This is a genomic window from Haloprofundus marisrubri (assembly GCF_001469955.1).
Lineage (GTDB): Archaea > Halobacteriota > Halobacteria > Halobacteriales > Haloferacaceae > Haloprofundus > Haloprofundus marisrubri.
The window spans coordinates 345,301-369,699 of sequence record NZ_LOPU01000029.1 but is presented as its reverse complement, the minus strand read 5'-3'; the positions used below and the strand labels follow the sequence as shown (position 1 = coordinate 369,699).

At 61.1% G+C, this 24,399-nt stretch carries 27 protein-coding genes and 1 pseudogene; 11 read left to right on the top strand and 17 right to left on the bottom strand.

Annotation, left to right across the window (positions count from 1 at the left end):
- Positions 1 to 6: 6 nt before the first annotated feature.
- From AUR64_RS12240 to AUR64_RS12220, 5 genes are read right to left on the bottom strand one after another with little or no spacing between them, the layout of a single operon-like run.
- Complete coding sequence (locus AUR64_RS12240; RefSeq protein WP_058582231.1) at positions 7 to 1,689, bottom strand: type II/IV secretion system ATPase subunit; 1,683 nt, start codon at positions 1,687 to 1,689, stop codon at positions 7 to 9.
- Between the two features lies 1 nt (position 1,690).
- A complete protein-coding gene (locus AUR64_RS12235) occupies positions 1,691 to 2,440 on the bottom strand; it encodes an ATPase domain-containing protein (RefSeq protein ID WP_058582230.1) in 750 nt (249 codons plus the stop codon).
- 8 nt (positions 2,441 to 2,448) lie between these two features.
- On the bottom strand, positions 2,449 to 2,910 hold the full coding sequence (locus tag AUR64_RS12230; RefSeq protein WP_058582229.1) for a hypothetical protein: 462 nt from the start codon (positions 2,908 to 2,910) through the stop codon (positions 2,449 to 2,451).
- A complete protein-coding gene (locus AUR64_RS12225; RefSeq protein WP_058582228.1) occupies positions 2,911 to 3,354 on the bottom strand; it encodes a hypothetical protein in 444 nt (147 codons plus the stop codon). It lies immediately after the preceding gene.
- A gap of 4 nt (positions 3,355 to 3,358) precedes the next feature.
- The gene (locus AUR64_RS12220; protein WP_058582227.1) at positions 3,359 to 4,270 is read right to left on the bottom strand and encodes a FlaD/FlaE family flagellar protein; all 912 of its coding nucleotides are present in this window, start codon (positions 4,268 to 4,270) and stop codon (positions 3,359 to 3,361) included.
- A 367-nt stretch (positions 4,271 to 4,637) separates the two neighbouring features.
- Between AUR64_RS12220 and AUR64_RS12215 the strand changes: the two genes are divergently transcribed.
- From AUR64_RS12215 to AUR64_RS12205, 3 genes are all read left to right on the top strand, one after another.
- Positions 4,638 to 5,318, top strand: a complete 681-nt coding sequence (locus AUR64_RS12215) for an archaellin/type IV pilin N-terminal domain-containing protein (RefSeq protein WP_058582226.1) — start codon at positions 4,638 to 4,640, stop codon at positions 5,316 to 5,318.
- A gap of 101 nt (positions 5,319 to 5,419) precedes the next feature.
- Positions 5,420 to 5,764, top strand: coding sequence for a hypothetical protein (locus AUR64_RS12210; protein ID WP_058582225.1), 345 nt, complete (start codon positions 5,420 to 5,422; stop codon positions 5,762 to 5,764).
- A 32-nt stretch (positions 5,765 to 5,796) separates the two neighbouring features.
- Complete coding sequence (locus tag AUR64_RS12205) at positions 5,797 to 6,168, top strand: DUF7500 family protein (protein ID WP_155120600.1); 372 nt, start codon at positions 5,797 to 5,799, stop codon at positions 6,166 to 6,168.
- 162 nt (positions 6,169 to 6,330) lie between these two features.
- Here the strand turns inward: AUR64_RS12205 and AUR64_RS12200 are convergent, their stop codons facing one another.
- Positions 6,331 to 6,885, bottom strand: coding sequence for a hypothetical protein (locus AUR64_RS12200; protein ID WP_058582223.1), 555 nt, complete (start codon positions 6,883 to 6,885; stop codon positions 6,331 to 6,333).
- Positions 6,886 to 6,895: 10 nt separating this feature from the next.
- Positions 6,896 to 7,255: a hypothetical protein gene (locus AUR64_RS12195; RefSeq protein ID WP_155120599.1), complete on the bottom strand. Its 360-nt coding sequence runs from the start codon at positions 7,253 to 7,255 to the stop codon at positions 6,896 to 6,898.
- Between the two features lie 372 nt (positions 7,256 to 7,627).
- On the opposite strand from AUR64_RS12195, the gene AUR64_RS12190 reads away from it, so the two are divergent.
- Positions 7,628 to 9,481, top strand: coding sequence for an ABC transporter ATP-binding protein (locus AUR64_RS12190; RefSeq protein ID WP_058582706.1), 1,854 nt, complete (start codon positions 7,628 to 7,630; stop codon positions 9,479 to 9,481).
- 69 nt (positions 9,482 to 9,550) lie between these two features.
- Entirely contained in the window at positions 9,551 to 9,757 is a 207-nt protein-coding gene (locus tag AUR64_RS12185; RefSeq protein ID WP_058582221.1) for a hypothetical protein, read from the top strand.
- Positions 9,758 to 9,799: 42 nt separating this feature from the next.
- Here the strand turns inward: AUR64_RS12185 and AUR64_RS12180 are convergent, their stop codons facing one another.
- The 7 genes and pseudogenes from AUR64_RS12180 to AUR64_RS12155 all read right to left on the bottom strand — a co-directional run bounded on the left by AUR64_RS12180 (position 9,800) and on the right by AUR64_RS12155 (position 15,896).
- Entirely contained in the window at positions 9,800 to 11,392 is a 1,593-nt protein-coding gene (locus tag AUR64_RS12180) for an ArnT family glycosyltransferase (protein ID WP_155120598.1), read from the bottom strand.
- 198 nt (positions 11,393 to 11,590) lie between these two features.
- Positions 11,591 to 13,258, bottom strand: coding sequence for a gamma-glutamyltransferase family protein (locus AUR64_RS12175; RefSeq protein WP_058582219.1), 1,668 nt, complete (start codon positions 13,256 to 13,258; stop codon positions 11,591 to 11,593).
- A gap of 599 nt (positions 13,259 to 13,857) precedes the next feature.
- Entirely contained in the window at positions 13,858 to 14,151 is a 294-nt protein-coding gene (locus AUR64_RS12170) for a hypothetical protein (RefSeq protein ID WP_058582218.1), read from the bottom strand.
- Between the two features lie 50 nt (positions 14,152 to 14,201).
- The gene (locus tag AUR64_RS20945) at positions 14,202 to 14,372 is read right to left on the bottom strand and encodes a hypothetical protein (protein ID WP_169794667.1); all 171 of its coding nucleotides are present in this window, start codon (positions 14,370 to 14,372) and stop codon (positions 14,202 to 14,204) included.
- A 30-nt stretch (positions 14,373 to 14,402) separates the two neighbouring features.
- Positions 14,403 to 14,540, bottom strand: a pseudogene (locus AUR64_RS12165) (type II toxin-antitoxin system death-on-curing family toxin); the annotation flags it as partial.
- Positions 14,541 to 14,618: 78 nt separating this feature from the next.
- A complete protein-coding gene (locus AUR64_RS12160) occupies positions 14,619 to 15,383 on the bottom strand; it encodes an SDR family NAD(P)-dependent oxidoreductase (RefSeq protein ID WP_058582217.1) in 765 nt (254 codons plus the stop codon).
- A 78-nt stretch (positions 15,384 to 15,461) separates the two neighbouring features.
- Entirely contained in the window at positions 15,462 to 15,896 is a 435-nt protein-coding gene (locus AUR64_RS12155) for a pyridoxamine 5'-phosphate oxidase family protein (protein WP_058582216.1), read from the bottom strand.
- A 118-nt stretch (positions 15,897 to 16,014) separates the two neighbouring features.
- Between AUR64_RS12155 and AUR64_RS12150 the strand changes: the two genes are divergently transcribed.
- Positions 16,015 to 16,737, top strand: coding sequence for a hypothetical protein (locus tag AUR64_RS12150; protein ID WP_058582215.1), 723 nt, complete (start codon positions 16,015 to 16,017; stop codon positions 16,735 to 16,737).
- Positions 16,738 to 16,757: 20 nt separating this feature from the next.
- Positions 16,758 to 17,183, top strand: a complete 426-nt coding sequence (locus AUR64_RS12145) for a hypothetical protein (RefSeq protein ID WP_205628403.1) — start codon at positions 16,758 to 16,760, stop codon at positions 17,181 to 17,183.
- Between the two features lie 10 nt (positions 17,184 to 17,193).
- Here the strand turns inward: AUR64_RS12145 and AUR64_RS12140 are convergent, their stop codons facing one another.
- Complete coding sequence (locus AUR64_RS12140; RefSeq protein WP_058582213.1) at positions 17,194 to 18,321, bottom strand: outer membrane protein assembly factor BamB family protein; 1,128 nt, start codon at positions 18,319 to 18,321, stop codon at positions 17,194 to 17,196.
- 176 nt (positions 18,322 to 18,497) lie between these two features.
- Between AUR64_RS12140 and AUR64_RS12135 the strand changes: the two genes are divergently transcribed.
- Both AUR64_RS12135 and AUR64_RS12130 read left to right on the top strand, forming a co-directional pair.
- Entirely contained in the window at positions 18,498 to 19,634 is a 1,137-nt protein-coding gene (locus AUR64_RS12135; RefSeq protein ID WP_058582212.1) for an ABC transporter ATP-binding protein, read from the top strand.
- Positions 19,635 to 19,692: 58 nt separating this feature from the next.
- Positions 19,693 to 20,775, top strand: a complete 1,083-nt coding sequence (locus AUR64_RS12130) for a TrmB family transcriptional regulator (RefSeq protein ID WP_058582211.1) — start codon at positions 19,693 to 19,695, stop codon at positions 20,773 to 20,775.
- A 91-nt stretch (positions 20,776 to 20,866) separates the two neighbouring features.
- Here AUR64_RS12130 and AUR64_RS12125 read toward each other — a convergent pair whose 3' ends face one another.
- Positions 20,867 to 21,691 (bottom strand): DUF7847 domain-containing protein, encoded by an 825-nt coding sequence (locus tag AUR64_RS12125; protein ID WP_058582210.1) that lies wholly within the window; start codon positions 21,689 to 21,691, stop codon positions 20,867 to 20,869.
- 249 nt (positions 21,692 to 21,940) lie between these two features.
- Between AUR64_RS12125 and AUR64_RS12120 the strand changes: the two genes are divergently transcribed.
- Positions 21,941 to 22,633 carry a hypothetical protein gene (locus AUR64_RS12120; RefSeq protein ID WP_058582209.1) on the top strand — a complete coding sequence of 231 codons (693 nt, stop codon included), beginning with the start codon at positions 21,941 to 21,943 and terminating at the stop codon, positions 22,631 to 22,633.
- A gap of 36 nt (positions 22,634 to 22,669) precedes the next feature.
- Here AUR64_RS12120 and AUR64_RS12115 read toward each other — a convergent pair whose 3' ends face one another.
- Entirely contained in the window at positions 22,670 to 23,149 is a 480-nt protein-coding gene (locus tag AUR64_RS12115) for a DUF5518 domain-containing protein (RefSeq protein WP_058582208.1), read from the bottom strand.
- 493 nt (positions 23,150 to 23,642) lie between these two features.
- Between AUR64_RS12115 and AUR64_RS12110 the strand changes: the two genes are divergently transcribed.
- Positions 23,643 to 24,344: a TVP38/TMEM64 family protein gene (locus AUR64_RS12110; RefSeq protein WP_058582207.1), complete on the top strand. Its 702-nt coding sequence runs from the start codon at positions 23,643 to 23,645 to the stop codon at positions 24,342 to 24,344.
- Positions 24,345 to 24,399: the final 55 nt, after the last annotated feature.

The window sequence follows — 24,399 nt, the reverse complement described above, 5'->3', positions numbered from 1 at the left end:
CACCGCTTACCGCCCACCGACCTCGGTCAGTCCCGCGATATCTATCGGGAGCGCCTCGACGCCGTCGTTCTGGAACGTCTCGATAGCTTGGTTCACTTCGGCGTATTCGAGGACGTCCCCGTCGATGAGTCGCCGGATTATCTCCGCGCGGCGCAGTAGTTCGTCGTATATCTTCCGCGAGTCCTCGAAACCGAGAAGCGGCGCGATGCGGTCTTCGAGCACGTAGGAGTTGTTCATCCCGGTGAAGACGATGTCGTCCTCGATTGGGTCCCACGTGAACACTTGCCGGGTGACGACGCCGCCTTCCTGCTTGGAGTAACCCTCAATCTCTTGGATGCTCGTAACGCGTCGAACCATGTCGTCGCCGAGTTTCACGCGGTTCTGGAACACGCAGAGGTCGCAGTTACCCATGAACGTCTCGGGGACGGCGATGGGGTCCCCGGTGAACCGCTGGATGAGCGAGACGATGTCGCTCGCGTGGAAGGTGAGCATCACGGGGTGGCCAGTCTGGGCGGCCTGAAACGCCATCCGTCCTTCCGCACCACGGACCTCACCGACGATGATGTAGTCGGGGCGCGAACGGAGTGCGGCCGCGACCAAGTCGAACATGTCCACGTCGGTGCTGTCGTCGCTACCCTGTCCCTCACGCGTGAGCAGTTGCTGCCACGTGCTGTGCGGTGGCATCACCTCGGCGGTGTCCTCTGCGGTGTAGATTTTGGCGTCGCGCGGAATGAACGAGAGGATGGCGTTGAGCGTCGTCGTCTTCCCCGACGCCGTCTCGCCGGCGACGAAGATGGTCTGGTCGTTTTCGAGACAGAGCCACAGGTACGCCGACATCTCGGGGCTGAGCGTCCCCCACTTCGTAATCTGGAGAATCGAGAGGGGAACCTCGTTGAACTGCCGGATGGTCAGCGAGGGGCCTTTGATACTCACGTCGTCGGAGTAGATGATGTTGATACGCGACCCGTCTGGGAGGGTAGAGTCGATGACGGGGTTCGAGTCGCTGATGGGTGTGTCCATCCGTTCACCGAGGTTTCGGAGCCAGTTTTCGAACTCGTCGGGTGACCCAAAGTCGATGCTCGTCGGCAACATGCCGTAGGTCCCGTGGTCAGTGAAACACTCGTGCGGGCCGATAACGTGGATGTCCTCGTTCTCGGGGTCGCCCATCAGCGGTGCGAGGGGGCCGAGGCCGACGATGTCGCGCTGAAGGAGGTAGCGAATCGTGTGGAACGTCTCCTCGCGGACGGTGATGCGTCCACTGAGCAACGACCCGAGACGCGTCCTCGGGGTGCCGACGGTGACGACTTCGTTCAACAGTTCGTCGAGGTGGGCCTGAAACTGTTCGATGTCGCCGGGTGCAGGGCGCGAGACACTTTCGTCGAGGATGCGCTGTCGAATCCGGCGGTACGTCGCCTGGTCAGTATCGTCGAGCGACGGTTCGATGGCGTAGTACTTCGTCGGGACGCCGGTATCACCGAAGACGTGGCAGAACACGGGGTGGTCGTTTTTCACCGTCGGGTAGAGGACGTTCGGGCGACGCACCTCGTGTTCGTCGTCGAGTTCTTCGGTGTAGACGGGATACTCGTTGTACTCGGCGCGGAAGCGCTGAAGGTGTTCGTCGAGATGTGGGTGTTTCTGTGCGAGTGAACGCAGTTCCCCGGAGAGTTTCGTGGTTCCGAGGTCCGACATCTCAGGCCACCGTCCGACTCACGATACTGATGCCGCGGCCCGACTGGACCGAGAACCCGATGCTGTCGTCGACTTGCTCGCCCATCCCACCGAACTTCCGGACGAGCGCGTTACGGCGAATCTCACTGCCGACGCTTTTGGTCTGGATGTCGAGGTAGACGTCCGATACGGTGCGCAGCGGGCGGAGCGTGTTCGGACTAAGTGACTCGGGGTTCACGGTGAAGACGACTGTCGTGCCGTCAGTGACGATTTGTCGGAAGAACGTGATGAGATTCTGCATCAGGTCGTCCTCGTCGTTGGCGTCGCTGATGGCCTCGAAGCGCGGGTCGTGAAGCAGAATCGAGTCGAAGCCGTCGATGATGACGACGTCGCTTCGCCACATCGTCTCTGCCTGCATCAGTCGCGTCAGCATCTCGCGGTCGTCGGAGCCTGCGTCTTGACCGTCCATCCGTTCGCGCGTGTCCACGTCCGCGTGCAGGAACAACATCTGTTCGGCGAGCATGTGGCTGACGACGCTGTACGACAGCGAGCGCATCTGCGAGACGAACCCGGCCGCCTCCAGTTCCGTCGAAACGTACGTCACGGAGTGGTCGGTTTCGCAGAACCCGTAACAGAACCGTTGGGTGAGTGCGCTCTTGCCTGCTCCGTGACCGCCCTCGATGAGGACGAGACTCCCTCGCGGCAGTCCGCCGCCGAAGGAGGCGTCGATTCGGTCGCGGTCCGTCAGTCCGAGTGAGTAGTATCCGTTCATGATTCTGGTTAGGGTTGTTCGATGTAGAACATCATCTCCGCCGAGTCGCCGTTGACACGGACGACTGCGCGGTGCTCGCCGGGGTCAAGCGTCTCCGAGACGGTGAGTCTCACCGTTTGACCGGGCTGCCACGCCGACGTACCACCGATAACTTCAACGTTCACACCAGTGATGAGTCGGCCGTCGATGAGGAGGTCGATGCCTCTATCGGTTGCGAGCGTCCGCTCGCCGGTGTTCTTGACGAGCAACGTAATTTCACCGTCGGTACTGTCGTAAATCGATTCAGGGCTTCCCGGGTCGCTGATGATTTCAACGTCGGTGTCGATTCCCTCGACGATACTGTCACCACGGGTATCGAGCGAACTACTGAGGTCACTGACGTTCGCGGTAAGCGTGGTGGCAACGCCGGCAGCAACGGTCAGTGCCGCAATGAACAATACGAGTTGGGTGATGCCACCGTTACTGGACATTTAGGAACTCTCCCCAACGCTTGTCGAGATTTGGACGCCCAGTCCAGTGACGACGTTGATGCGGTCCGGTTGTTCAGCGACTTCCTCGACAGTAATGGTAAGTGTCTCGTCGGGCACCCACAGCGTTCTGTCGGGCGTGTCACCGATTCTCGTGGGATATCCGGTCTGTATCTCCCCGTTTATGAGGAGATCAGTTTCGTCTATTCGGAGCGTCGTGGTGCCGGTGTTGGTGACAGTGACAACCAGCGTGTCGTCAGCTGAATCATACGTGGTGCTATCGAATGAGATATCGGTGTTTCGTTGGGTGAGGAGACGGTCGTCCCTGTCGTCGAACGCTTCGGTGTGAGCTTCGAGGTTCTGTTCGACGACCGGGTAAAGAAAGCCGAAGCTCAGCAGAACGCCGATGAAGATGATGGTGGCGGCGGCGCTCGTACTGAACCCCATCTGCTTAGGCTACGGTCGTTGCCCGGAGGCCGTCGAGTTTCATGATGTACGCGAAACTCTGGTTGTGTTCCTCGCTCGTGAGGTCAGCGACAGCGCCTTCGGCAGACAGCGGCGCGGTCTGGACGCCACCGAGCAGGTCTTCGAGGTGGTTTTTGACCGACTCGTCTATCCAGTTGACGCGCTCGTAGTAGTCGACGGCTTTCATCGCGCCGCCGGGACCCGCGTTGTCGATGAGCATCGTCATCCACTCCATCAACAGGACCTCGGTAGCGAACGAGGGAGCGAGTCCCCGAAGGTACACGTCGGACGCGCTCGGCGTTTCCGGAAGCGACTCGGTAACCTCGACGACTGGTTCGGATGGCGTCTCGTCAACAGCCTCGCTGGCGTAGTCGTCTTCGTCGTCTTCCTCGTACGCGTGCGTGTCCGCGTGCTCGTTCGTCTCGACAGGAGTCGCGTTCGACGAACCGTTGCTGGCGGACACGACACCGTATCGCCCCTCGCTGTCGTCGGTTCGGCCCTCGGCGGACTGCTGCCAGTTCTCGCCGAAGGGGTTGACCTGCGCGGTCAAGCGGTCGTACACGCCGAGTAGCTGTGCGGTGTCGTCTTCGAGTCCGTCCAAGCGCGCCACCATCTCGTCGCGTTCGCTCTGGACGGCTCGCAGTTTCGACTGGGTCGTCTCCAAGTCGGCGGCGACCTGGTCGAGTTCGTGGCGGAGGTCCTCGATGGCGTCTCCTTGCCCGCCCGTCTCGGCGTCGTCATCGTCGCCCACGTCCGGGCCTACTTCCTCGTCGAGTTCTGCAGACTCGTCGGCTCCGTCGTCGGCCTCACCGGAGCGGCCGGTCTCTTCTCGCTGCGCTTGCGACGCGGGTGCGAGCGCTTCGAGTCCGAGCGAGCGCAGAACGTTTCCGATATCCATACTATGTCTGTTCTTGAAAATTAGTACGTATAAAACCTTTCCATAGATATTAGAGTCCCGATAAATTGGGTGTTTATCGCCCTACTGACCGAGAAGACACCCCGTCTTTGTCGTCTTGACCGGTTTGAGACAAACCGCCACTACAGTCCTTGAAAGCGTGTTTTAGCCCTGTTCTAACACACCATGTGGCCCCCTCTGACCGCCATTGTGCCGTGCCTAAGCCACTGTTATATGTCAAACTGAAATTAGTAGAATTACTACATTATTTTCTTCGAGACTGTCTTGTGAGGGCAAAGGTTTATGTTGCATTGCATTCTCGGAGTGAATAAGCCGCGTTCCAGCGCGGTTAGCAAGAACCTAACCAACCATGCTACCGTTCAACAAATCCAACAAAGACCGTGGTCAGGTCGGTATCGAGACCCTGATCATCTTCATCGCCATGATTCTCGTGGCGGCAGTCGCCGCCGGTGTTCTCATCAACACCGCTGGCTTCCTGCAGAACAAAGCATCCGCAACCAGTGAAGATTCCACCGAACAGGTGTCGAACCAAGTTCTCGTCGCAAGTGCAGTTGGCGAAGTCAATGATGACAGCTACTTCACTGAGGCCAACTCCGGTGGCGAAGTCATCACTGCACTGAAGTTCACGACGATGCAGTCGCCGGGTGCCGGTGAAATCGACATGGACGACGCGACCATCGAATACATCGGCCCGAACGGCAAGGTAACTCTCACGCACGCTGACGACCAATCTGCGTCCGCAGATAATGCTGAGTTCGGTACCAGCACGTTGAAAGATGATGACAGCTCTGTTCCGGTCCTGAACGCGAAAGATGACCGCATGGAGATTGAAATCAAGCTCGACAACCCTGGAGACCTAGCAAGCTACGAAGACGGTTCGGCGACGTACGACACCGCTGAACTTCGTCCGCTTGCAGGCGGCGAATCTGCAACGGTCCGCTTCGTCACGCAGTCCGGCAGCCAGTACACGTACATCGTGAACGTTCCGGAGTCGCTCAGCAGCTTCAGCGGCGCTTCGGTCGAAGTCTAAACTTCCAACTACCTTTCGAGGCTGACACACCCCTCGAATTTCTCGCGCTCGGGGCTGACACACCCCCCGACCCGCGAACATCCTTCTTACACCGAATCGCAATGATTGACTCGACGTTTCTGGTACTCGTAGGACTCACCGTCCTCGCGTTCGAGTTCGACACGGCACTGTACGTTATCTGGTGTCGGCTGGTCGGCATCGAACCGACACTCATCGTCGGCTACGCGAACCTCTCGCGTAGTTGGCGCGTGGTCGTCGTCACGAGTATCGGCGCATCCTTCGGCGTGTTCAGCAGCGTGGTCACCGACCTGTACGTCGGTGCGGCCGGCGTCGTCTTTGGCGCGGCCACGCTGTTCGCCGGCGTGATGTTGTACGAACTAGCACTGCACATCGCAAGCGAGGCAGGTATCGCCTTGTCTGTGACCGGTTCCCGGAGCGAATCGTAACTATGTTCGGTTCCGACGAGAGTCGACGGTCTGTGGACTCCGACGACGACAACTCGGACCCGCGCCGACGCGAACCGATATCGCGCGGCGTGCTCGAACCGACGGACCTCGACATCGAATCGGACGAACGCGTCCGAAAGCGCGGTGAGAACTCCTTCGTCGTCAGCAGCGACGACGCCGAGACGACACGGACGGAGACGACAGTAACCGACGAGGACGGCCCGCGGTTCGAGGTCGAACTCGCCGCCTCCGTCGACGGCCGCGTCTCTCACCGGCGATTCGTCGGCGACGACGCCGAGGAGTTGCTCGCGTCACTGGCAACGTGGTTTGCGAACCACAACGACGCCACGCTTCCGGACACGACGCTTCGAGAACTGGTAGAACGAACGACGCGAGAAGAGTAGCAAAGCGCCTTCGACACGCTTTGGGCTCTCGTCCGTCGTAGCACCGACATCGCTCGAGCGTCGGCACTGTAGCTGCTCAGAGTCCCCTTTGACGGGGAGATGTGTTTCTGTCCAATACCCCAAGCTGCGACGAATCCGACCGATTCGAGAGTAAAGAGGCTGCTACGCCATCCGGTCGAGGGCTCGCCGACCGGTGAGTAGTTGTGCGGTTCGCCAGAGCGCTCCGCCGAACGCGAGAACGCTCACGCTGAACAACGCCGTCACCGTCAGCGCCAACAGCGTCGTCTGTTCGGTGAACACCAAGCCGTAGGCGACACCCGCGTTGCCCATCACCGCTGCGAGAAACAACAGAACTGCCTTCTTGCGGTTCGAGACGCAGCGTTCGTGTATCCGTGTCGGTTCGTGCAGAAACGAGAGTTCCGAGGAGAGGCCGTCTAGCCGGTCGGGGTCTTCGAGCGCACGCGCGAGCGATACGCCGGCGTCGGCGGCGCGGGCGGTGTTTCGGTTCGACTGAGTTCCACCTCGGGAGACGAACGTACTGAGTTCGCTCAATGGACGGAGTTCGCCGGAGTCACCGGAGAGCCGTCGGGCTTGCACTGCTTTTGCCCGTGACTCGTACTCCGGCGGGTAGCCGACGCGCCGGACGAGTACCGCGCCGAGGGCGCTGACGATACCGACTGCGGAGACGAGCGTCAGGCTGAGTTCGGAAGCGACCATTGCACGACTCCTATCGCTCCTGTTCGGTGCGCGCGACGGTGTTGACGATGTCCATCGAACTCATCTCGTCGTTCAGGTAGGCGTTCGCCCACTTGGCAGTGACGTGATACTGCGTTTGGACGTCGTCGTATCGCTCGCTCACTTCAGCGACGAGTCGCGCACCGTTGCCGCCGTTGTTGATGTGGCTAACGAACTGGCTCGTCACTTCGACAAGTTCCCGGTTGTGTTCGTCTATGGCTGACGCGCCCGACGTGTAGCGGACGACGAGGTCGTCTCCTTTACGAACCATCTCCTGAACGTCGAGACCGGCATCAACGAGCAACCAACGGAGTTCACCCGCCGAAGAGGTCCCGTCGCCGTTCGGTTCCATCGTTTCGACCGGCCGTTCGCGCTGGTTCTCCCGGACACCCAATAACCCGACTGCGCTTCCGCCGACAACGGCGGCTCCGAACCCACCGACGAGTTTCCTCCGTGACAAGTTGTCAAAATTTACTCTCTCTTTCATCGTAACGTCTGCTACAGACACCCCCACCAAAAACGTACTGGGGAAACGTCGTGCGAAAAACGCCGAATCACGTCAGGAAATAGAGAAGTGCCCCCGCCGCGCAGTTCATGTACGCTGGCACCGTTACCTTCGGTAAGGGCGTCTCCGGGCGTCGGGGGGCATATGTCGCACGCAACACCATCAGCCAGCGGTGAGTCGGCCAGTATCGACGACGGAAACGAGAAGACGACGGACCCGATGGTTCGGCTCTTTTCGGCGTACGGCCAGGAGGACCGCTGGCTGTTCGTCGTCGGTCTCGTCGCCAGCCTGTTCAGTCGCCTCGTCGCGCTCGTTCCCCCACTCGTCCTCGGCGTCGCCATCGACGCGCTGTTCACCCCCGGCACCGAGACGGCGTACCGACTCCCAATCGTTCCCGACGGGTCGCTGCCGTCGACGCCGGAAGGGCAACTGTGGCTCTCGCTCGGCCTCATCGTCGGGGCGTCGATTCTCACGGTCGGACTCTCGTGGGCCCAAGGCGTCTCGCTGTCGCTGTACTCGAACCGCGTCCAGCACGCAATCCGCACGGACACGTACGCGACGATGCAGCGCCTCGACACGTCGTTTTTCGACGACAAGCAGACCGGCGAAGTGATGAGCATTCTCAACAGCGACGTGCGGAACCTCCGCGAGTTCCTCGGGTCGACGCTCAGCGGCGCAGTCCAACTCGTTGTTTCGGCCGTGGGTATCGGCGCGGTGTTGTTCTGGCTCAACGCGCAACTCGCGGCCGTAACGCTCGTCGCCATGCCCGTTCTCGTGGTGTTCACCGTCGCGTTCATGCGGACGATTCGACCCAGATATCGGGCGCTGCGCGCGAGCGTCGGCGACCTCAACACCCGTCTGGAGAACAACCTCTCGGGCATCGAGGTCATCAAGACCTCCAATACGGAGGTGTACGAGGACGGTCGTATCGAGGACGCTTCGTGGGACTACTACCTGAAGACGTGGGCGGTGGCCAAACTGGAGTACTTCTACCAACCGGGGATGGAACTCGCCGCCAACGTCGCGTTCGCGGCGACGTTCGCCATCGGCGGCTACTGGTTGGTCACCGAGTCACCGGGTTTCATCGGTGGCGGTGAAGCCCTCAGAGTCGGTGAGTTCGTCACCTTCCTGTTCATGACCCAGCGATTCGTCGACCCGCTGGCCGGCGCGGGCCGCATCGTCAACTCCTACGAGAACGCGCGCGCCTCCGGCGAGCGCATCTTCGGTCTCACTGACCTGCCCGTCACCGTCGTCGATGGCGAGAACGCCGTCGACCTCGGGCACGTCGAGGGCCGTATCGAGTACGACGACGTCTCTTTCGCCTACGAGGAGGGTCGACCGGTCCTCACCGACGTGAGTTTCGTCGCCGAACCCGGCGAGACCGTCGCACTCGTCGGCCCGACGGGCGCGGGCAAGTCGACAGCGGCGAAACTCCTGCTTCGACTGTACGACATTACTGATGGTTCGGTCCGCCTCGACGGAGTCGACGTGCGCGAGGCGACGCTCGACAGCCTCCGTCGCGCCGTCGGCTACGTGAGCCAAGACGTCTACCTGTTCGACGGCACAGTAAGAGAAAACCTCGTCTACGGCGCGTTCGACGCGACGGAGTCGGAGATGGTCGCGGCCGCAAAAGCCGCCGAGGCCCACGAGTTCGTCACCGAGTTGCCGGATGGGTACGACACCCGCATCGGCGAACGCGGCATCAAACTCTCGGGGGGACAGCGACAGCGACTCTCCATCGCCCGCGCAATGCTGCAGGACCCCGACGTACTCGTGTTGGACGAGGCGACGTCGGCCGTCGACACCGAGACCGAGTTACTCATCCAGCGGGCGCTGACCCGTCTGACCGAAGACCGAACGACGCTCGTCATCGCACACCGTCTCTCGACGATTCGCCGCGCCGACCGGATTCTCGTCCTCGAAGGCGGGCGCGTCGTCGAACGCGGTACCCACGACGAACTCGTCGACTCGGGTGGACTGTACGCGACGCTGTGGGGCGTGCAGGCCGGCGAGTTCGACCAACTCGACGAGGCCGCAGTCGCGCGGTTGGTGCGCGAGCGCGCCGACGACTGAGCGCCGACGACGACGGAGGCGACGTGCTCGAATCTCACATTTTATACGCACGTGACAAGACGCGAGAACATGGACCGAGACATCCGCCGTCGCCTCGACGTACTCATCTGGCTCTGTTCAGCGCTTCTCGGTGTCGCCCTCACGTATCTGGTCTTGAGTTCGGGTCTGATGCTGCTCGTCTTCGTACTCTTCATCACCGGCCTCGTCGCTGCGCCGGCGTTTTGGTACGTGAGCAGAGCAGTTCCTACCGAAACCCGAGAGCAAACGAACCACTGACCGACGGAAAAGAGACAGTCGAGATACCTACTATCGCGTGGCTCAGTCCGCCGCAGACTCCGTCGACACGACGCGGAAGACGACGACACCGTCGTTCTCGTACGCCGCTTCGTACCCCTCCGAGAGCATCAGCGACTCCACGAGTTGGTCGCCGCCGGTGGTCCGTTTCCCGCGGACGATGTACGTTCCTTTCGGGACGTAGAGGTAGTCGGGCGTCACACCCGCCTCGCTCACCGTCTCGGAGACGCAGTCGGCGGAGTCACAGTGCGACACCGAGCGATACAGTCGGACCTGTTCGGAGTACGTCTGCGACCCCTCCCACTCGACGCCCCACAGCCCTACCGTTATCGTCCGCTTGCTCACGTCGGGGAACCACTCGGCGGCGTCGCCGACGACGACGAACGTCGCGTCTTCGGACGTTTCCTCGCCGACCCACTCCATCGCGGCGACATCGTCGTCGTCGACGAAGGCGGGTGCGATAGACGGTTCGGCGACGGTCATCGAGTAGCCGACGACCCCCAGGCCGCCGACCAACGTTATCGAGATGGCGACGGCCGCGAGCGTCCGGCGGTTCGGCCGGGGAACCCGCTCGGCGACTGCGGTTCGGACGGGCGGCAGCAACAACGCGACGACGGCGAACGTGCCGACGAAGGCGACGAAGCGCGCCTGTTGAAACAGAAGCGCGGCGGCAACGGTCCACACGCCGAGGAACGGCCGACGGACGAGAAACAGCGCCACTGCCAAGAGTAACGGTACGGCCAGCCACGGCGTGACGGCGAATCCACCGCCGATACCGCCGTGGGTTCCGGAGGCAGCAGTGAACACGCTGAGGCCGTGCGTCGAGATGTTCCACAGGAGCCACGGTGTCGCCAGCACGAACCCACCGGCGGCGACGACGCCGCCGCGGAGAAAGCCCGCCAGCGACCGGTCGAGCGTCAGCCACAGGATGACGAAACTGCCGACGAAAAACAGCGTGTACGTCGGATGCGTCAGGAGTGTGAGGCCGAAGCAGAGCGCCGAGATGGCGAGCCATCGGCCGTCGTAGCCGGTTGTCTCGACGGCTGTGTACAGTCGGTAGCCTGCGTAGATACCCGAGACAGCGAACAGAAACGCCGGCGCGCGAACCAACCCGCCTGCGGTGATGTGCCACTGCAACACCTTGGGGTTGAGCGCAACGAGGAGGCCGACCGCAGACGCCGCTGGGCGCGAGGCGAGAAGGTCGCGCGCGAGAAGATATGTCGGCACGAGATACGCAATAGTGACCAACCCGGGGAAGAAGCGCGCCAGCGTGAACGGGCCGACGCCGGTCAAATCACGGATGAGGGCAATGGCGTAGAACATCAGCGGCGGGTACGCGAAGGGGACACCGTCGACGGTGTAGTACGGAATCCGTTCGGGCGGGAGGTAGCCGTTCGCCGCAATCTGTTCGCCCATCAGGTTGTAGAGGCCAGCCCCGTAGCCGGGATAGGCGTTAACCACGAGGTAGAGCGTGTAGACGGCGACGCCAGCGAGGAGGACAGGTGAGAGGTAACGAGCGTCGGCGCGTGAGAACAACCCCGCGACGGCGCTAGGGCGGAACTGCCGAAGTCCGGAGGCGAGTCCCGAGTCGTCGGCGTCGCCCATCGGCTGCGTCACGTGGTATCACCACACGTTCTACACGCGGGGGAGTGAAGAAGACGGCAGAGAGTCACGACTCCGTATTCACGCTCTGGGCGAAAATATGTTCTCGCTGGGCGACGGCCGATGCAACGTCGCGCGAGAGAGTTCGCACCCTGTGAGAAATTTTGGTCGAATCTACTGAGTTATCGTCTCAGTGGACGATGTGGAGACGCCTCAGTACCCCAGCGCGTTCCCGTCTTTTCGGGGTTCCGTCGCCGCCGAGAGAACGCCCTCCTTGTTGCGGACGAACTGCGCGCCGCCGAACATCAGCGGCGCGAGAATCCCCACCTCGTGGCCGAAGCGGGTGAGCGCCGTCGGCACACCGGAGTCCGAAAATTCCTCGACGGCCAACTGTCCGTCTTCGCGGTAACGCCAGCGCGGGCGGTCTAACGCGGCTTGAATCGAGAGGTCGTAGTCGACGACGTTCGAGATGACCTGGACGTGACCCTGCGGTTGCATGTAGCCGCCCATCACGCCGAACGCCGCCCAGTCGTCCTCGCCGAGTTTGGCGACGGCGGGCACGAGCGTGTGGAACGGTCGCTTGCCGGCCTCCAGCGAGTTCGGGTGGTCGGGGTCAAGCGAGAACGATGCACCGCGGTTCTGCAGTGCGATACCGGTGTCGCCGGCGACGACGCCGGACCCGAAGCCAGCGAACCGGGAGTTGATGTAGGAGACGACGTTGCCCTCGTCGTCGGCGACGCAGAGAAGCACCGTGTCGGCGTCTTCGGCTTGAGCGTCGGGAACGCCGAAACTCACGTCGTGGTTCGCCGTCTCGCCGACCTTTTGCGCCCGTTTTTCGGCCCACTCCTGCGACGCCAACGGCGGAATCTCCTCGTACTCGGGGTCGGTGATGTAGCGGTGGCCGTCGTGGAAGGCGAGTTTCATCGCCTCCGCGAAGTAGTGGATGCGCTCTGCGGAGTCGAGCGGGTGGTCGGCCGCGCCGAGTTCCTCGGCGATGTTGAGCGCTTCGAGTGCGATGAGCCCTTGATTGTTCGGCGGCAGTTCGTAGATTTCCGCGCCGTTGTACGTCGTCGACACTGGCTCTATGAACTCCGGGTCGAAGTCGGCGAGGTCGTCAACAGTCATGAACCCGCCGAGGTCTTGAATCTCGCTTGCGATTTTCTCGGCGATGTCACCCTCGTAGACGATATCTGCGCCTTCTTCGGCGATTCGTTCCATCGTCGCACCGAGTTTCGGCAACGACACCATGTCGCCCGTGTCGGGCGCTTCGCCGTCGAAGAGGTACGCGTCGCGGGCGTGGTCGGACGTGAACAGTTCCTCGCCGTGCTGCCACTGCGCGGAGACGACTTCCGTGACCGGGTAGCCGTTCTTCGCGTACTCGATAGCCGGTTGCAGTACCTCACCGAGCGTCATCTCTCCAAGTTCCTCGACGGTCGTCTCCCATCCGCGGGCGGTACCGGGAACCGTCACCGCGTGCGGGCCGAGGAACGGCATCCCGGCGTCCTCGGCGGAGTCGACGGCGTACCCGCGCGAGGCGGGATACCACGACGAACGCGTCTCCTCGTCGGCGTCTTCGATGGCCTCTCTGACTTTCTCGATGCTCGTCCCCGAGGGCGCACCGCCACAGGAGCGCATCGCGCCGACTTCGCCGTCGGCGGTGCGGTAGAGCGCGAACACGTCGCCGCCAAGCCCTGTAGAAGTGGGTTCGACGACGTTCAGCGCCGCTGCGGTGGCGACGGCCGCGTCGAAGGCGTTGCCGCCCTCTTGCAGGGTGGTGATACCCGCCTGCGCGGCGAGGGGTTGGCTCGTGGAGACCACGCCGCGGCGACCGTACACGGTCGACCGGCGTGAGGTGAAACTGTCGAGGTTGCTGGCGTCCATACCACTCCTTGGAAAATAGGCCTCAAAGAGCCACGCGAGTGGGGGGTTCTTGCCGGTGATGTCTCCCGGTCGCACACCGCACACTTGTTCTGTTGAAATCCTCAGAGGGTGAGAGGAATTGCGTGCTGCATCCAGCGGATGTGTTTAGCACCGAGAGCTTGGTTATTCCATTCCACCCACGCTGAACTAACCGCAGACAAGCACCTGCTCAGAAAGCTACCTGGACAATGCCATGCAGTAGAAACCACATAGAACTGAAAAGATTCCTAACCGATAGTATCTGAGTCCATCTGCTTCAAGCATGCCTACTGCTATTGAAGCAGCACCCAGGAGTAGAAACGTGATTCCTTCTGATGTTCTATTTGTGTCGCTCATGGATGCTATTAGGCGGAATTACATCTAGCTGACCTTGTTACACTTCTCTTGGTGTCTCTCATTTGTCTGTCCATTTGTGGCTCTCACGATTTTATTCGAAAGATGCAGGGAGAATGGCTGTGATGAGAACCAATATAGAAGGATTTCACCGAACTCTTTCAGCCGAAAACTGGTGACCGACTTGCGCGCTGTATTCAGCACACCCGCAGAAACCTACCCGTTGATTAAGAGTTACTTCGGAGCAATCGGAATCCTCTCTGTCCCCGTTTCACCGCAAGAACGGCGCAGACGACCACGATGCCAGCGCAGATGAGCATGAGGGCGTCGAACAGCCCATTTCGAGCGAGATAGCCGTTCGCCATCCCGAGTTCGATGCTGTATCCCACTGCACCAACGCCGATTGCAGCATTCACGTAATCGAAGTCAGCGTCTCGAATATAGTGGAAGAGCGAAAGGCCAATGCCACCAGCACCTGCGAGTGCCACAATCACAATCCAGACGAGAGCGGAATCGACCATGAGTAACTGTCACCAGAGAAGTTATTGGCGGTACAAATTCGACGAGTGATTCACTCAGTTTCGAGGGCTGCATAGATATCCGCATGACGGCGTCTATCGAGCCGCGCCATTTCGAGCGCAACTTCGCGGCGTTCCTCGTCGGTTTCTGCCGCGTGATACCGTTCGTAGAGTTCGCGGACTTCGTCGTCGGCAGATCGTGAGGAATCAGTGCTGGACGCCATCTCTTACCGTCGTGTAGTTTCTGGTGTCGTTTATCTGTTCCGCCGTGCACAGGCACGGAAATACACGACCGCGGTCTCGATGTCGATCTCCTCTGAATCGGTTGCAAACCGCTTCAGCAACGCTCGAACTTCGTTGCCGTACTTGAATGTGTATCCGTTGAGCATATGACATCCTCCTCGCCGTGAACGGCGAGGTTTCCTCTCGCTGGGGGTAGGTGGCTGCCTACCAGAGTCTGTACACACTGGTTACCTTGCGAGGAAGCCGCCGTCGACGTTGTAGGCTCCGCCGGTGGCGAACGATGCCCCGTCCGAACAGAGCCACGTCACCGCGTCGGCGACTTCCTCGGAGGTGCCGAGTCGGTTCATCGCGTGCAGTTGCTCGATTTGCTGGCGCATCTCAGAGCCTTCCTCCATGCCGCCCTCTCGCAGCAGCGGCGTGTCGATGAATCCGGGACAGACGGCGTTGACGCGGATTCCGTCGTCCGCGTACTCCAGCGCGGCCGTCTTCGTCAGACCGAGCACGCCGTGTTTCGCCGAGACGTACGCGGGAGCCGTCTCGAAGCCGACCTTGCCGAGAATGGAGGCGTTGTTGACGACGACGCCGCCTTCCTCTTGGTCGGCCATCTGCCCGAGTTCGGCTTTCATCGAGCGCCAGACGCCGGTGAGGTTCACGTCGATGACGCTCGTCCATTTCTCCTCAGTGTAGTCGGCCGTCTTCGCTTGGTCGCCGCCGATGCCCGCGTTGTTGAACGCGATATCGAGGCTACCGAACTCCTCGACCGCGGTGTCGACCATCGACTGCATCGACTCCATGTCGGTGACGTCCGCGTGGACGCCGATGGCGGTCCCTCCCTCGTCTTCGACGAGCGAGACGGTTTCGTCGGTGTGCTCGTCGTTCACGTCGGCGACGACCACCGACGCGCCTTCTTCGGCGAATCGCTGTGCGGTGACGCGACCGATACCCGACCCACCGCCGGTGACGATGGCGACTTTCTCCTCTAACAGTGTCATAGTGCAGAGAGAAACGCCACTCGTGGTGACAAATAGTTGTGGTCGACACAGGCCTCGAAAGCGTTTGGTGGAGTCCGACTAAGAGGTTCGACGGCCAGTGACCGACTCGATGTCAAGCCGATAGAACACGGGGTCGATGTCTTGGACCGTCTCACCGAAGACACGCAGCGACGAGTACGCCTCGTTGACGTCGGCGTCGTCCGGGCGATCCCCCGGCGAGAGTTTTGTGAACGCTCCACGGACGATGATGCTCCACGACTCGTCCGGTGACGGCGCTTCGTAAAGTACGAAACACGCCTCGGCCGTCTCGTCTGCGAACGCCAGTTTGTCGCTCTCGTCGTGTTTGCCGAGCCGGAAGTAGAGTGCGTCGCCGTCGAAGTGATACGAGACCGGAATGGCGTAGGCGTCGTCGTCACGGGCGAGCGACAGCACCCCGTCAGTCCCCTCTTCGAGCGCTTCTTCGACATCGGTCTGGTCCATGCCGACGGTGTAGATGTATTCGAGGTGGTGCATCGGAAACGTCTCCGAGTATCGTTCGGTGGCGAGTGGGATAATCCAGTCGTCGAAAAGACACTACTTCGGTAGTGTGCGACCGGTGCGCTTTTGCGTTCGGCGTGCGGCAACACGAGCGATGCGTGCGACGACCGACGAGACTCAACGTCTCGACCCAATAGCAGCTATTTCGGCGTTCGGCCGTGCGACGTACTCCGACCTCGTGACCGTCGTCGTGTTGAGCGTCGCCGCGTCGGTCGCGTCGGTCCCACTCGTGACGCTCGGGGCGGCACTGTTGGCGCTCGTCGAAACGATGACCGACGTCGTCGAGGGCGAGACCACCGGACAGATGGTGAGTGAACGAGGACGATTCGCCGCGTTTCGGAAGTCGTTTCGGCGTAATCTCCGGCGTGGTCTCCCGCTGAGTCTCCTCGCAATCGGCGTCGTCGTCACGACGTACGTCTACTCGACTATCGCACTCACCATCCGAGAACCCGTGTTCCTCCTCGGCGCACTCGCTGGACTGTACGCCGTCGTCGTCGTCGTGGTCGTGCTCTTTCGGGCCGCCTCGCTGGTGGCTCGCGCACCGGAACCAGCGGGTGGAGACAGCGACGCGAGCAGTGGACTCTCGGCGACGGCCGCACTTCGAGACGCCTCGTACCACCTTCTGGAAACGCCTTCGTTCAGCGTTCTCCAGTGTTGTTTTGCCGCCCTCCTGCTGGGACTCTGCGTGGCACTCGGCATCGCCGTCGTGATGCTGTTGCCGGGATGGCTGGCGCTGTTGGAAGTCGTCGCCTTCGAGGAGACTACTGGGGAAGGGGCCGAACGAATCGTCCTCGCGTACCGGGGTGAACTCGTGTGACGAGTAGAGAAGTACACCTCGTGAGCACCGTACCGGTGGCGTTTCTCGCCGTCGCTGTCGGCCACCATCCCGCCGTTGCGCTGCCGTTGGTCGTTGGGGTGTTGCTGCCCGAACTCGACGCGTTCCGCGAGGAAACACACCGCTCGTGGCTTCTGCATACGTTTCTGTTTCCGACCCTGCTGTATCAGGCGGCGCTGCGTCTCGGCCTCTTGTCTGCACTTCCCGCGGTAGCGACGACGATTCACTTTCTCGCTCTCGGGATGGGACTGCATTTCGTCGCCGACTACGTCTACCCGCGAACCCAGACGAATCCCGGCGCGGAGTGGCCGGTGCGTCCGGTCGGCTTCTCCTCGCCGTGGGGACTGCTGTGGCTGGGTATCTCGTGGGCGATTCAGTGGTACGGCTACCTCGCGGCGGCGTTTCTGCCGTGGCTGGGCGGCGTGTGAGCCGTCGGCCTCACGGACGCTCGATTGCGATGAGGTCGGTCGGCGTACGCAGATACAGTCGGTCACCGTCGACTACAGGTGCCGTTCTGTACCCATTCGAGGGAGCCTCGTAACGCGTGCGTCGCTCGCCCGTCGCGGTATCCAGCACCGAGAGCGTCCCGTTGGGGTCGACGACGTACAGTTCGTCGTCGGCTACCGTCGGAGAGAAATCGGCGAGCATACTTGTCAGCGACCGTCTGCCAAAGAGCGAGTTGAACGTGTGTTGCCCCGGGAACTTCCACAGTTCGGTCCCATCCTCCGGGTCGAGCGCGTACACGGTGCCGCGGTGAGTCGCAACGTAGAGACGACCGTCGGCCATAGACAGCGCCGAATGAACTGCGGCATCGAGCGACCGCATCCACTGTTGGTCACCATCGGTGGTGACCGCGTAACAGCAACCACCTTCGAGGTCCGTCGTTCCGCTCCCGAAGTAGATTCGTTCGCCGTCTGTAGCCGGTCGACATTGTATCCAGTCGTCGTCGGTGTCGAAGTACCAACGGTGTTCTCCACGTGCGATATCGACTGCGTGTAGGCGGCCCTGAAAATCTCCGAAGACGACCGTGTCGTCGCTTACGAGCGGTCCAGGCCCTTCTACTAATCGCTCAGTATCCCACCGTTTCGCGCCAGTGTCCGGCTCGAACGCTGCACCGGCGCCAAAGACAGTCGAGTTGGAAGCGACGAGTGAAACGCCGTCGGGCGGCCGGACGTCACTCCGCCACAGTCGCTCACCGTCGTCGAGAGCGAACGCAGTCAGCCCCTCTGCTTCGGGCACGTAAACACGTTTACCGTCAGCGCCGACGCCCGTGACGAGATAGTTGTCGTAGCTTCTCGTGTCTTCGTCAACCACCGTCGGTTCGTACTCGTGACTCCACCGCTCGGCTCCGTCAGTCTCTAAAACTGCGACGGTATGGAAGTCGTTGACCACGATTGCGGTTTCCAACACAGTCGGCCGAATCTGAAATGGCGCGCTTCCGATGGCACGGCCGATTTGGTATCGCCACAGAGTGTCGACCGAGGAGGGCGACAGTGTTGTACAGCCGGAGAGGCCGACCAGACCAGCGACGGCTCCGTTTCGGAGGAAGGAACGACGGGAGACCACGAGCCGATTTTCAATCCCGATTACAAGAACTTTCCGTGGTCGAAAGTACACCTGCTCCGGAGGTCCAGTGCTGTGGCGAGTCGAACGAGGGTGTTCTCCGACTGGCTCCGACGCCCGAGTGACACTACTCCAGTAGTAACACCTATACGCCCGGGACCGATTGTTCGTGATAGACCATGGCAAGCGCCGAGTACGACAACGTCTACAAGGTGTTCGACTCCGGTGAAGACGAAGTCGTCGCCGTCGAGGACCTCTCGTTGACCGTCGAAGAAGGGGAGTTCCTCGTGCTCGTCGGCCCTTCGGGGTGCGGCAAGTCGACGACGCTACGACTGCTCGCCGGACTGGAGACTATCTCCGACGGTGAGATACGAATCACCGACGAGGTCGTCAACGACGAGAAACCGAAGGACCGCGACATCGCGATGGTGTTTCAGAACTACGCGCTGTACCCGCACAAGACGGTCCGCGAGAACATGGCGTTCGGGTTGGAGATGACCACCGAACTCGCGGACAGCGAGATTCAAGCGCGCGTCGACGAGGCCGCGGAGATGCTCTCTATCACCGAACTCTTAGACCGCCGCCCGAAGGCACTGTCGGGTGGACAGAAACAGCGTGTCGCACTCGGTCGCGCTATCGTCCGCGAGCCGACGGTGTTCCTGATGGACGAACCGCTGTCGAATCTGGACGCGAAACTCCGCACCGAGATGCGGACCGAACTCCAACAACTGCACGACAAACTGGGCGTCGCCACCGTCTACGTCACCCACGACCAGACGGAGGCGATGACGATGGGTGACCGCATCGCCGTCCTCGACGGCGGGCAACTCCAGCAACTCGGGACGCCACTCGAATGTTACCACGAACCATCGAACCGGTTCGTTGCGGGGTTCATCGGCTCACCGTCGATGAACTTCGTCGAGATGGAGTACGACTCGACGGTCGGCCGTGGACTGACCGACGGCGTCACCTACCAGTTCACCGACGAGCAGGCCGAAATCCTCGGGAGTCGAAACCGGGTGACGCTCGGTATCCGTCCCGAGGACGTCGGACTTGCGAGTCAATCGGGCCCGGATACGGTAGAAGCGACTGTCGAAGTCGTCGAACCGATGGGCCGCGAACACCTGCTGCATCTCGACGTCGGCGGCGACGAAGTGACCGCGTCGGTGTCGGGTGACTACAACATCGATATCGGCGACAGAGTACGCCTTCGATTCCCCCGTGACCGAATCCACGCCTTCGATGCCGACTCCGGCGGGACGCTGTTCAACCGTTCGCGGCAGACCGAATCGTTGCCCGACGGCGTGAAACTCTAACTCGCCGACACACCGAAACGCCGAAACCGACCGAACGCGCTCTATCCGGTATCCGAGCATGGACACCGACCAACTCCGCGCCACCCTGGAGCGGACCGGACTCACCCAGTACGAAGCAGAGGCGTACATCGCAACCGTCGAACTCGGCAGCGCCCCCGCAACCGAGATAGCCGACGCCTGCGGCGTTCCACAGGCGCGTATCTACGACGTACTTCGCAATTTGGAGAGCGAAGGCTACATCGAGACGTACCAACAGGGGAGTCTCCACGCCCGTGCGCACGACCCCGCTGCGGTCGTCGACGACCTGCAGGCGTACGCGGAGACCGTGACGAGCGCAGCTACCGAGATACGTGAGCGATGGGAGCGCCCGACCGTCGAGAACCACCGCGTAAGTGTTCTCAAGCCACTCTCGTCCATCTTCGACCGCGCGAGAGAGGCTCTCGAAGACGCCGAAAACGAACTGCAGGCGACGCTGACGCCAGCACAGTTCGAGTTGTTCCGTCCCGCGCTGTCGGCGGCCGTCGACCGGGGCGTCGTCGTCAAACTCACGCTAACACCGGAGGCCTCCGGTGGGGCCGACGATATCGATATCGACTCGTTCGACTTCGCGGGCGTCGCTACCGAAGTCCGACATCGGACGTTGCCGACGCCGTTTCTCGTTCTCGCCGACCGAACCCACGTCTGTTTCGCCCCCGAAGCGCCGCTGCACCCGAACCACGAGTACGGCGTCCTCGTCAACGACTACTCGCTGTCGCGCATCTTCGATGCGCACTTCCAGACTGCGTTCTGGGAGACGTGGGAACCGGTGTACTCCGCGCGTGACGGCACACTGCCGGCGACGTACACGAACATCCGCGAATGCATCGACGACATCTACGACGAGTTCCAAGCCGGACGTGACGTGACGCTGACCGTCTTCGGACAGAGTCGGACCGGGCGCGAAAAGCGGGAGCTCACCGGCCGCGTCGTGGATGTGAACTACGTGGCGAGCGACGGTGACGCCGGACCGCTGCTGTCGAGTTTCGTCGAAGCGGCGACGCTCGAACTCGATACGGGCGAGGAAGTCGTGAGCGTCGGTGGCTGGGGTGCACTCGTCGAGGATATCGAAGGCCAGCGGTTCATCGTCGAGAGAATCGAGTGAAAACGGTCAGAGAACAGGCAGTGTATCGCAGACGCTCAGGAAGTTCGCGTACAGCACGTAAAAATATCGACGTGCCGAATCGGCCGCCGATTCAGAGACTCGGAGTCGAGTCCACAGAAGCGGTCTTCTGCTCTCGAATCTCACGGTAGAACGCTACCGAATACAGTGCACCAACACTCCCGATAATCGCCGTGAGGACAGTGCTGAGCACGATTTGTGCGAGTGTGCTCGTCAACGAAAGCTGTGCGGGCGCGGCCGTCGCTGCTGCCATACTCGGTTGCGGCATCAGGAACATCTGAGCGACGGTCATCGCACCGACGACGATGAACATACCACCGAAGGTGACGAGGAAGTAGCCAGTAGTGCTCAGGAGGTTTCGGCGCACGAGCCCGACGCTGCCTTTGAGCCCCGAGATGGCGCTTTGACCGTTCAGGACGATTTCGTGGCTGTAAAACTGGATGAAAAAGGCGAACACCAGATAGACGAGACCGACAACGAGGCCGATACCGCCGCCGATGAGCAGTCCGGTCTGACTGCCGGTCGCAGCGGAGAAAACGCCGGCGAAGATGGCGATGAAGAGACCGACCATCAACACGAGGGCGACGCCGGCAACGAGGAGGTATGCGGCAAGCAGCGAGACGTAGTGTCGCTTCCCGGCTTGGACGAAGGTCTCGAATCTCGTTTTCGTTTTGAGCGCTTCGTCGGCCATCCCAATCATGCCGCCTTGGACGAACGGAGTGCCAAAGACGTACACGACCAGAAGTAGCAGAGAAACGACAATCGAGAGTAGTGGGCTAACGTACTGTGCGAGCAGTTGCGGCGCTTGCAGGAGACCGAACAATCCGACAATCGCAACGAGAATCGGATTTCGGACTAACGCGCCGGGGACGTTTCGGAGGGCATTCAGGACAGCCATCGGTCATGTATCTAAGCTAGTTTCAGATAATGATTCCGGTGAGTTGACTCGTTTAGGTGGAACGAGATTTCTCGGAGAGTCGTAAACCGCCAGACTGCAGGCAGTGATATCAGGGTGGTACTAAACGGAGGCGTCACGAGGGACACTGTTCGTCGGGCCCAAACACGTTCTTTGCCCGCTCGATTCGTCGGTACTGGTCAGACTCGCTCTACAGTCAGTGTTTATATGTACTCACTGAGAACGTCAGACATGGTCCTCCATAGACATTTCCTGTCGTTGGTCGTCTTGTTGACCCTCGTACCCACGCCCGCACTCGCACAATCCGGTGTCGAGGCACCGGCTGTGGGGTCGGGTCTCGCCGACCTTGCGGTCATCCTCCTGCTTCTCGCGCTGCTCGTGGTAATCAACGCCGCGTTCTCCGTCGCCCTCGGTATCCCCGTTCTGCTCGTCTCGGAGTTCGTCTACTCGAACTCCTACGTCCGCGCTATCGAGAGTCGAATCCACGACGCCCCCGTTCGTTCCGGCGGCCTCGGAATCGCGGCCACAATCGGTGGCATCGTCGGACTCGTCGTGTTCGCAATCGTCGTGACACTGCTCACGGACGCCGGCCTCCCGGACGCCGTCGGCCTCGTCCTCGTGATTCCAGTTCTCGTCGGCGTACTGTTCGTCTACGTCGGGTCGGCAGTTTCAACCGTCGTTGTCGGGTTGTATCTGCTTCGGCGGGTCGGAACCAGTGAGTCGAATCTCTGGGCTGCACTCGTCGTCGGCGCGGTTCTCGTCAACATTCCGCTTCTCGGCTTCTTTATCTCGCTTCCCGTGTTTCTCGCCGCTCTCGGCGCGATGGTCAGCCGATTGTGGAACAGTCGACGAAACGACTCGTCCGGCCCGGGTCGACAGCGTCCCGTTGACGGTCCGCAGTCGGTGACACACGAGTCTCGGTGACTGCTCCTAACCGGTTTGAAGACGCTCCCAAGTCGGTCAGACGTTCGAATCGGATACCGAAACCTCGTCAACGCGCTCGGCAAGCCACCCACCGATTCGACCACCCACAGAACTGACCGCAACCAAGACGCTCATCAAGATGACGGCGGTCAACAGCGCGACCCCGACCGAAATCAGAACCGTTTCGACCGTGTTGGTGGGGGCCTTGACGACTGGTGGATAGTTGAGGAATTGGAGGAGTGCCAGCGTACTCTGCCAAAGAACGACTGGGACGCTTCCCACGAACCCAGTTATTGTACCTGCGCGAGAACTCGAATGCACCCGTGACCGGTAGAGGTATCCGGAAATAACGCACGCGACAAACACTGGGGCCACCTCACTTCTGTAGTAGGCAGTCTTGGGAGTGAGTACCCAGTTCATCCAAACCGTAATCGGAATCGAAGTAGCACCGAGAAGAACGGCGAGTCGAAACGGTTTGGCGGCCACATCAGCCAAGAGATTCCGCAGCGGAGACATACGAGAACAAATCGTCAACTCAACATAACTATGTCGCCGGTGGGAGGCGCACAGTCGAAGCAGACCATCGTCTCGTCACCGAGGTTGTAGGAGTCCATCGCTGTGAAACTGTACGAACTTACTTTCGTACGTCGAGCACACCCCGAGCCCATGTGATACTGTGTCGGGGTTTTTCGGCCGTGAAATCGTCGAGTTTGTTCAGTCTACGCCCCGTGTGATTGGTTCAACGTTTGCCATTATTTCGGTTCGTCACCCAGCAGAAAGCGATACCGACGTAAGGACAGGTGTAATCTCATGGCGAACTGTCAGGGAACGACTGCTCGGTAGCTGATGACTGAACTGCAGACGGTGACCGTCCAACAGTCGACGAAAGCGCAGTGATAAGCGACGGAAACAACGCGGATGCAGCAGAGTAGTTGAAATGACAGACTGTCGTGCGCCGAAGTCAACCGGGAGAATCCTCAATAGAGCGAGGAGACACGTGTGAAGCAGGATGCAGGTGTTCTCGTCGTCCGATGCTCGAAAACGTGGGGTCCTCGTCGCCGTTCTCGTCGTGGTCGCGGTCGTTCTCCTCTACCTGCTGGCTCGACAGTACGCACCGTTCGTCTTCGACGCCGACGAACTCCGCGCGTGGGTCGAACAGTTCGGGTATCTTGCCCCGGCCGTGTTCGTTCTCGTCCAAATCGTTCAGGTGGTCGTCGCGCCGATTCCGGGACAAGCCGTCGCACTGGTCGCTGGCTACCTCTTCGGCCCGGTGGCTGGTACGGTGTACAGTATCACGGGTGTGCTTATCGGCAGTGCAATCGCGTTCCTGCTCGCGGACCGATACGGTCGGACGTTCGTCGAAGATATTCTCCACGAGGACGTCGTCGATCGCTTCGACGAGTTCGTCGACCGAGTCGGGTTTCCGGGCCTCGTCGTGTTCGTCGTCATCCCCGGACTTCCGGACGACGCCGTCTGCTTTCTCGCCGGACTCACCAAGTGGCGACTTCGAACGTTCATGGTCGCTATCGCCATCGGACGCCTCCCGGCGTACGTGCTCACCGTCTACGCCGGCGGCAGACTGGCGAGCGGCGAATTCCTCGAGGGAATAGTGATTCTCGGGTGTCTGATAGTCGCCTCCGCCGTCGGCTACTACAAGCGAGAGGCGATACGGGACGTGGTAAGCCGTCTGTGGGAGCGTACGTCGCCCTGAGACGCGAGAAATTCTACAGACTGTGTGAAAAATCCACAGCAGCGGATACTTTACC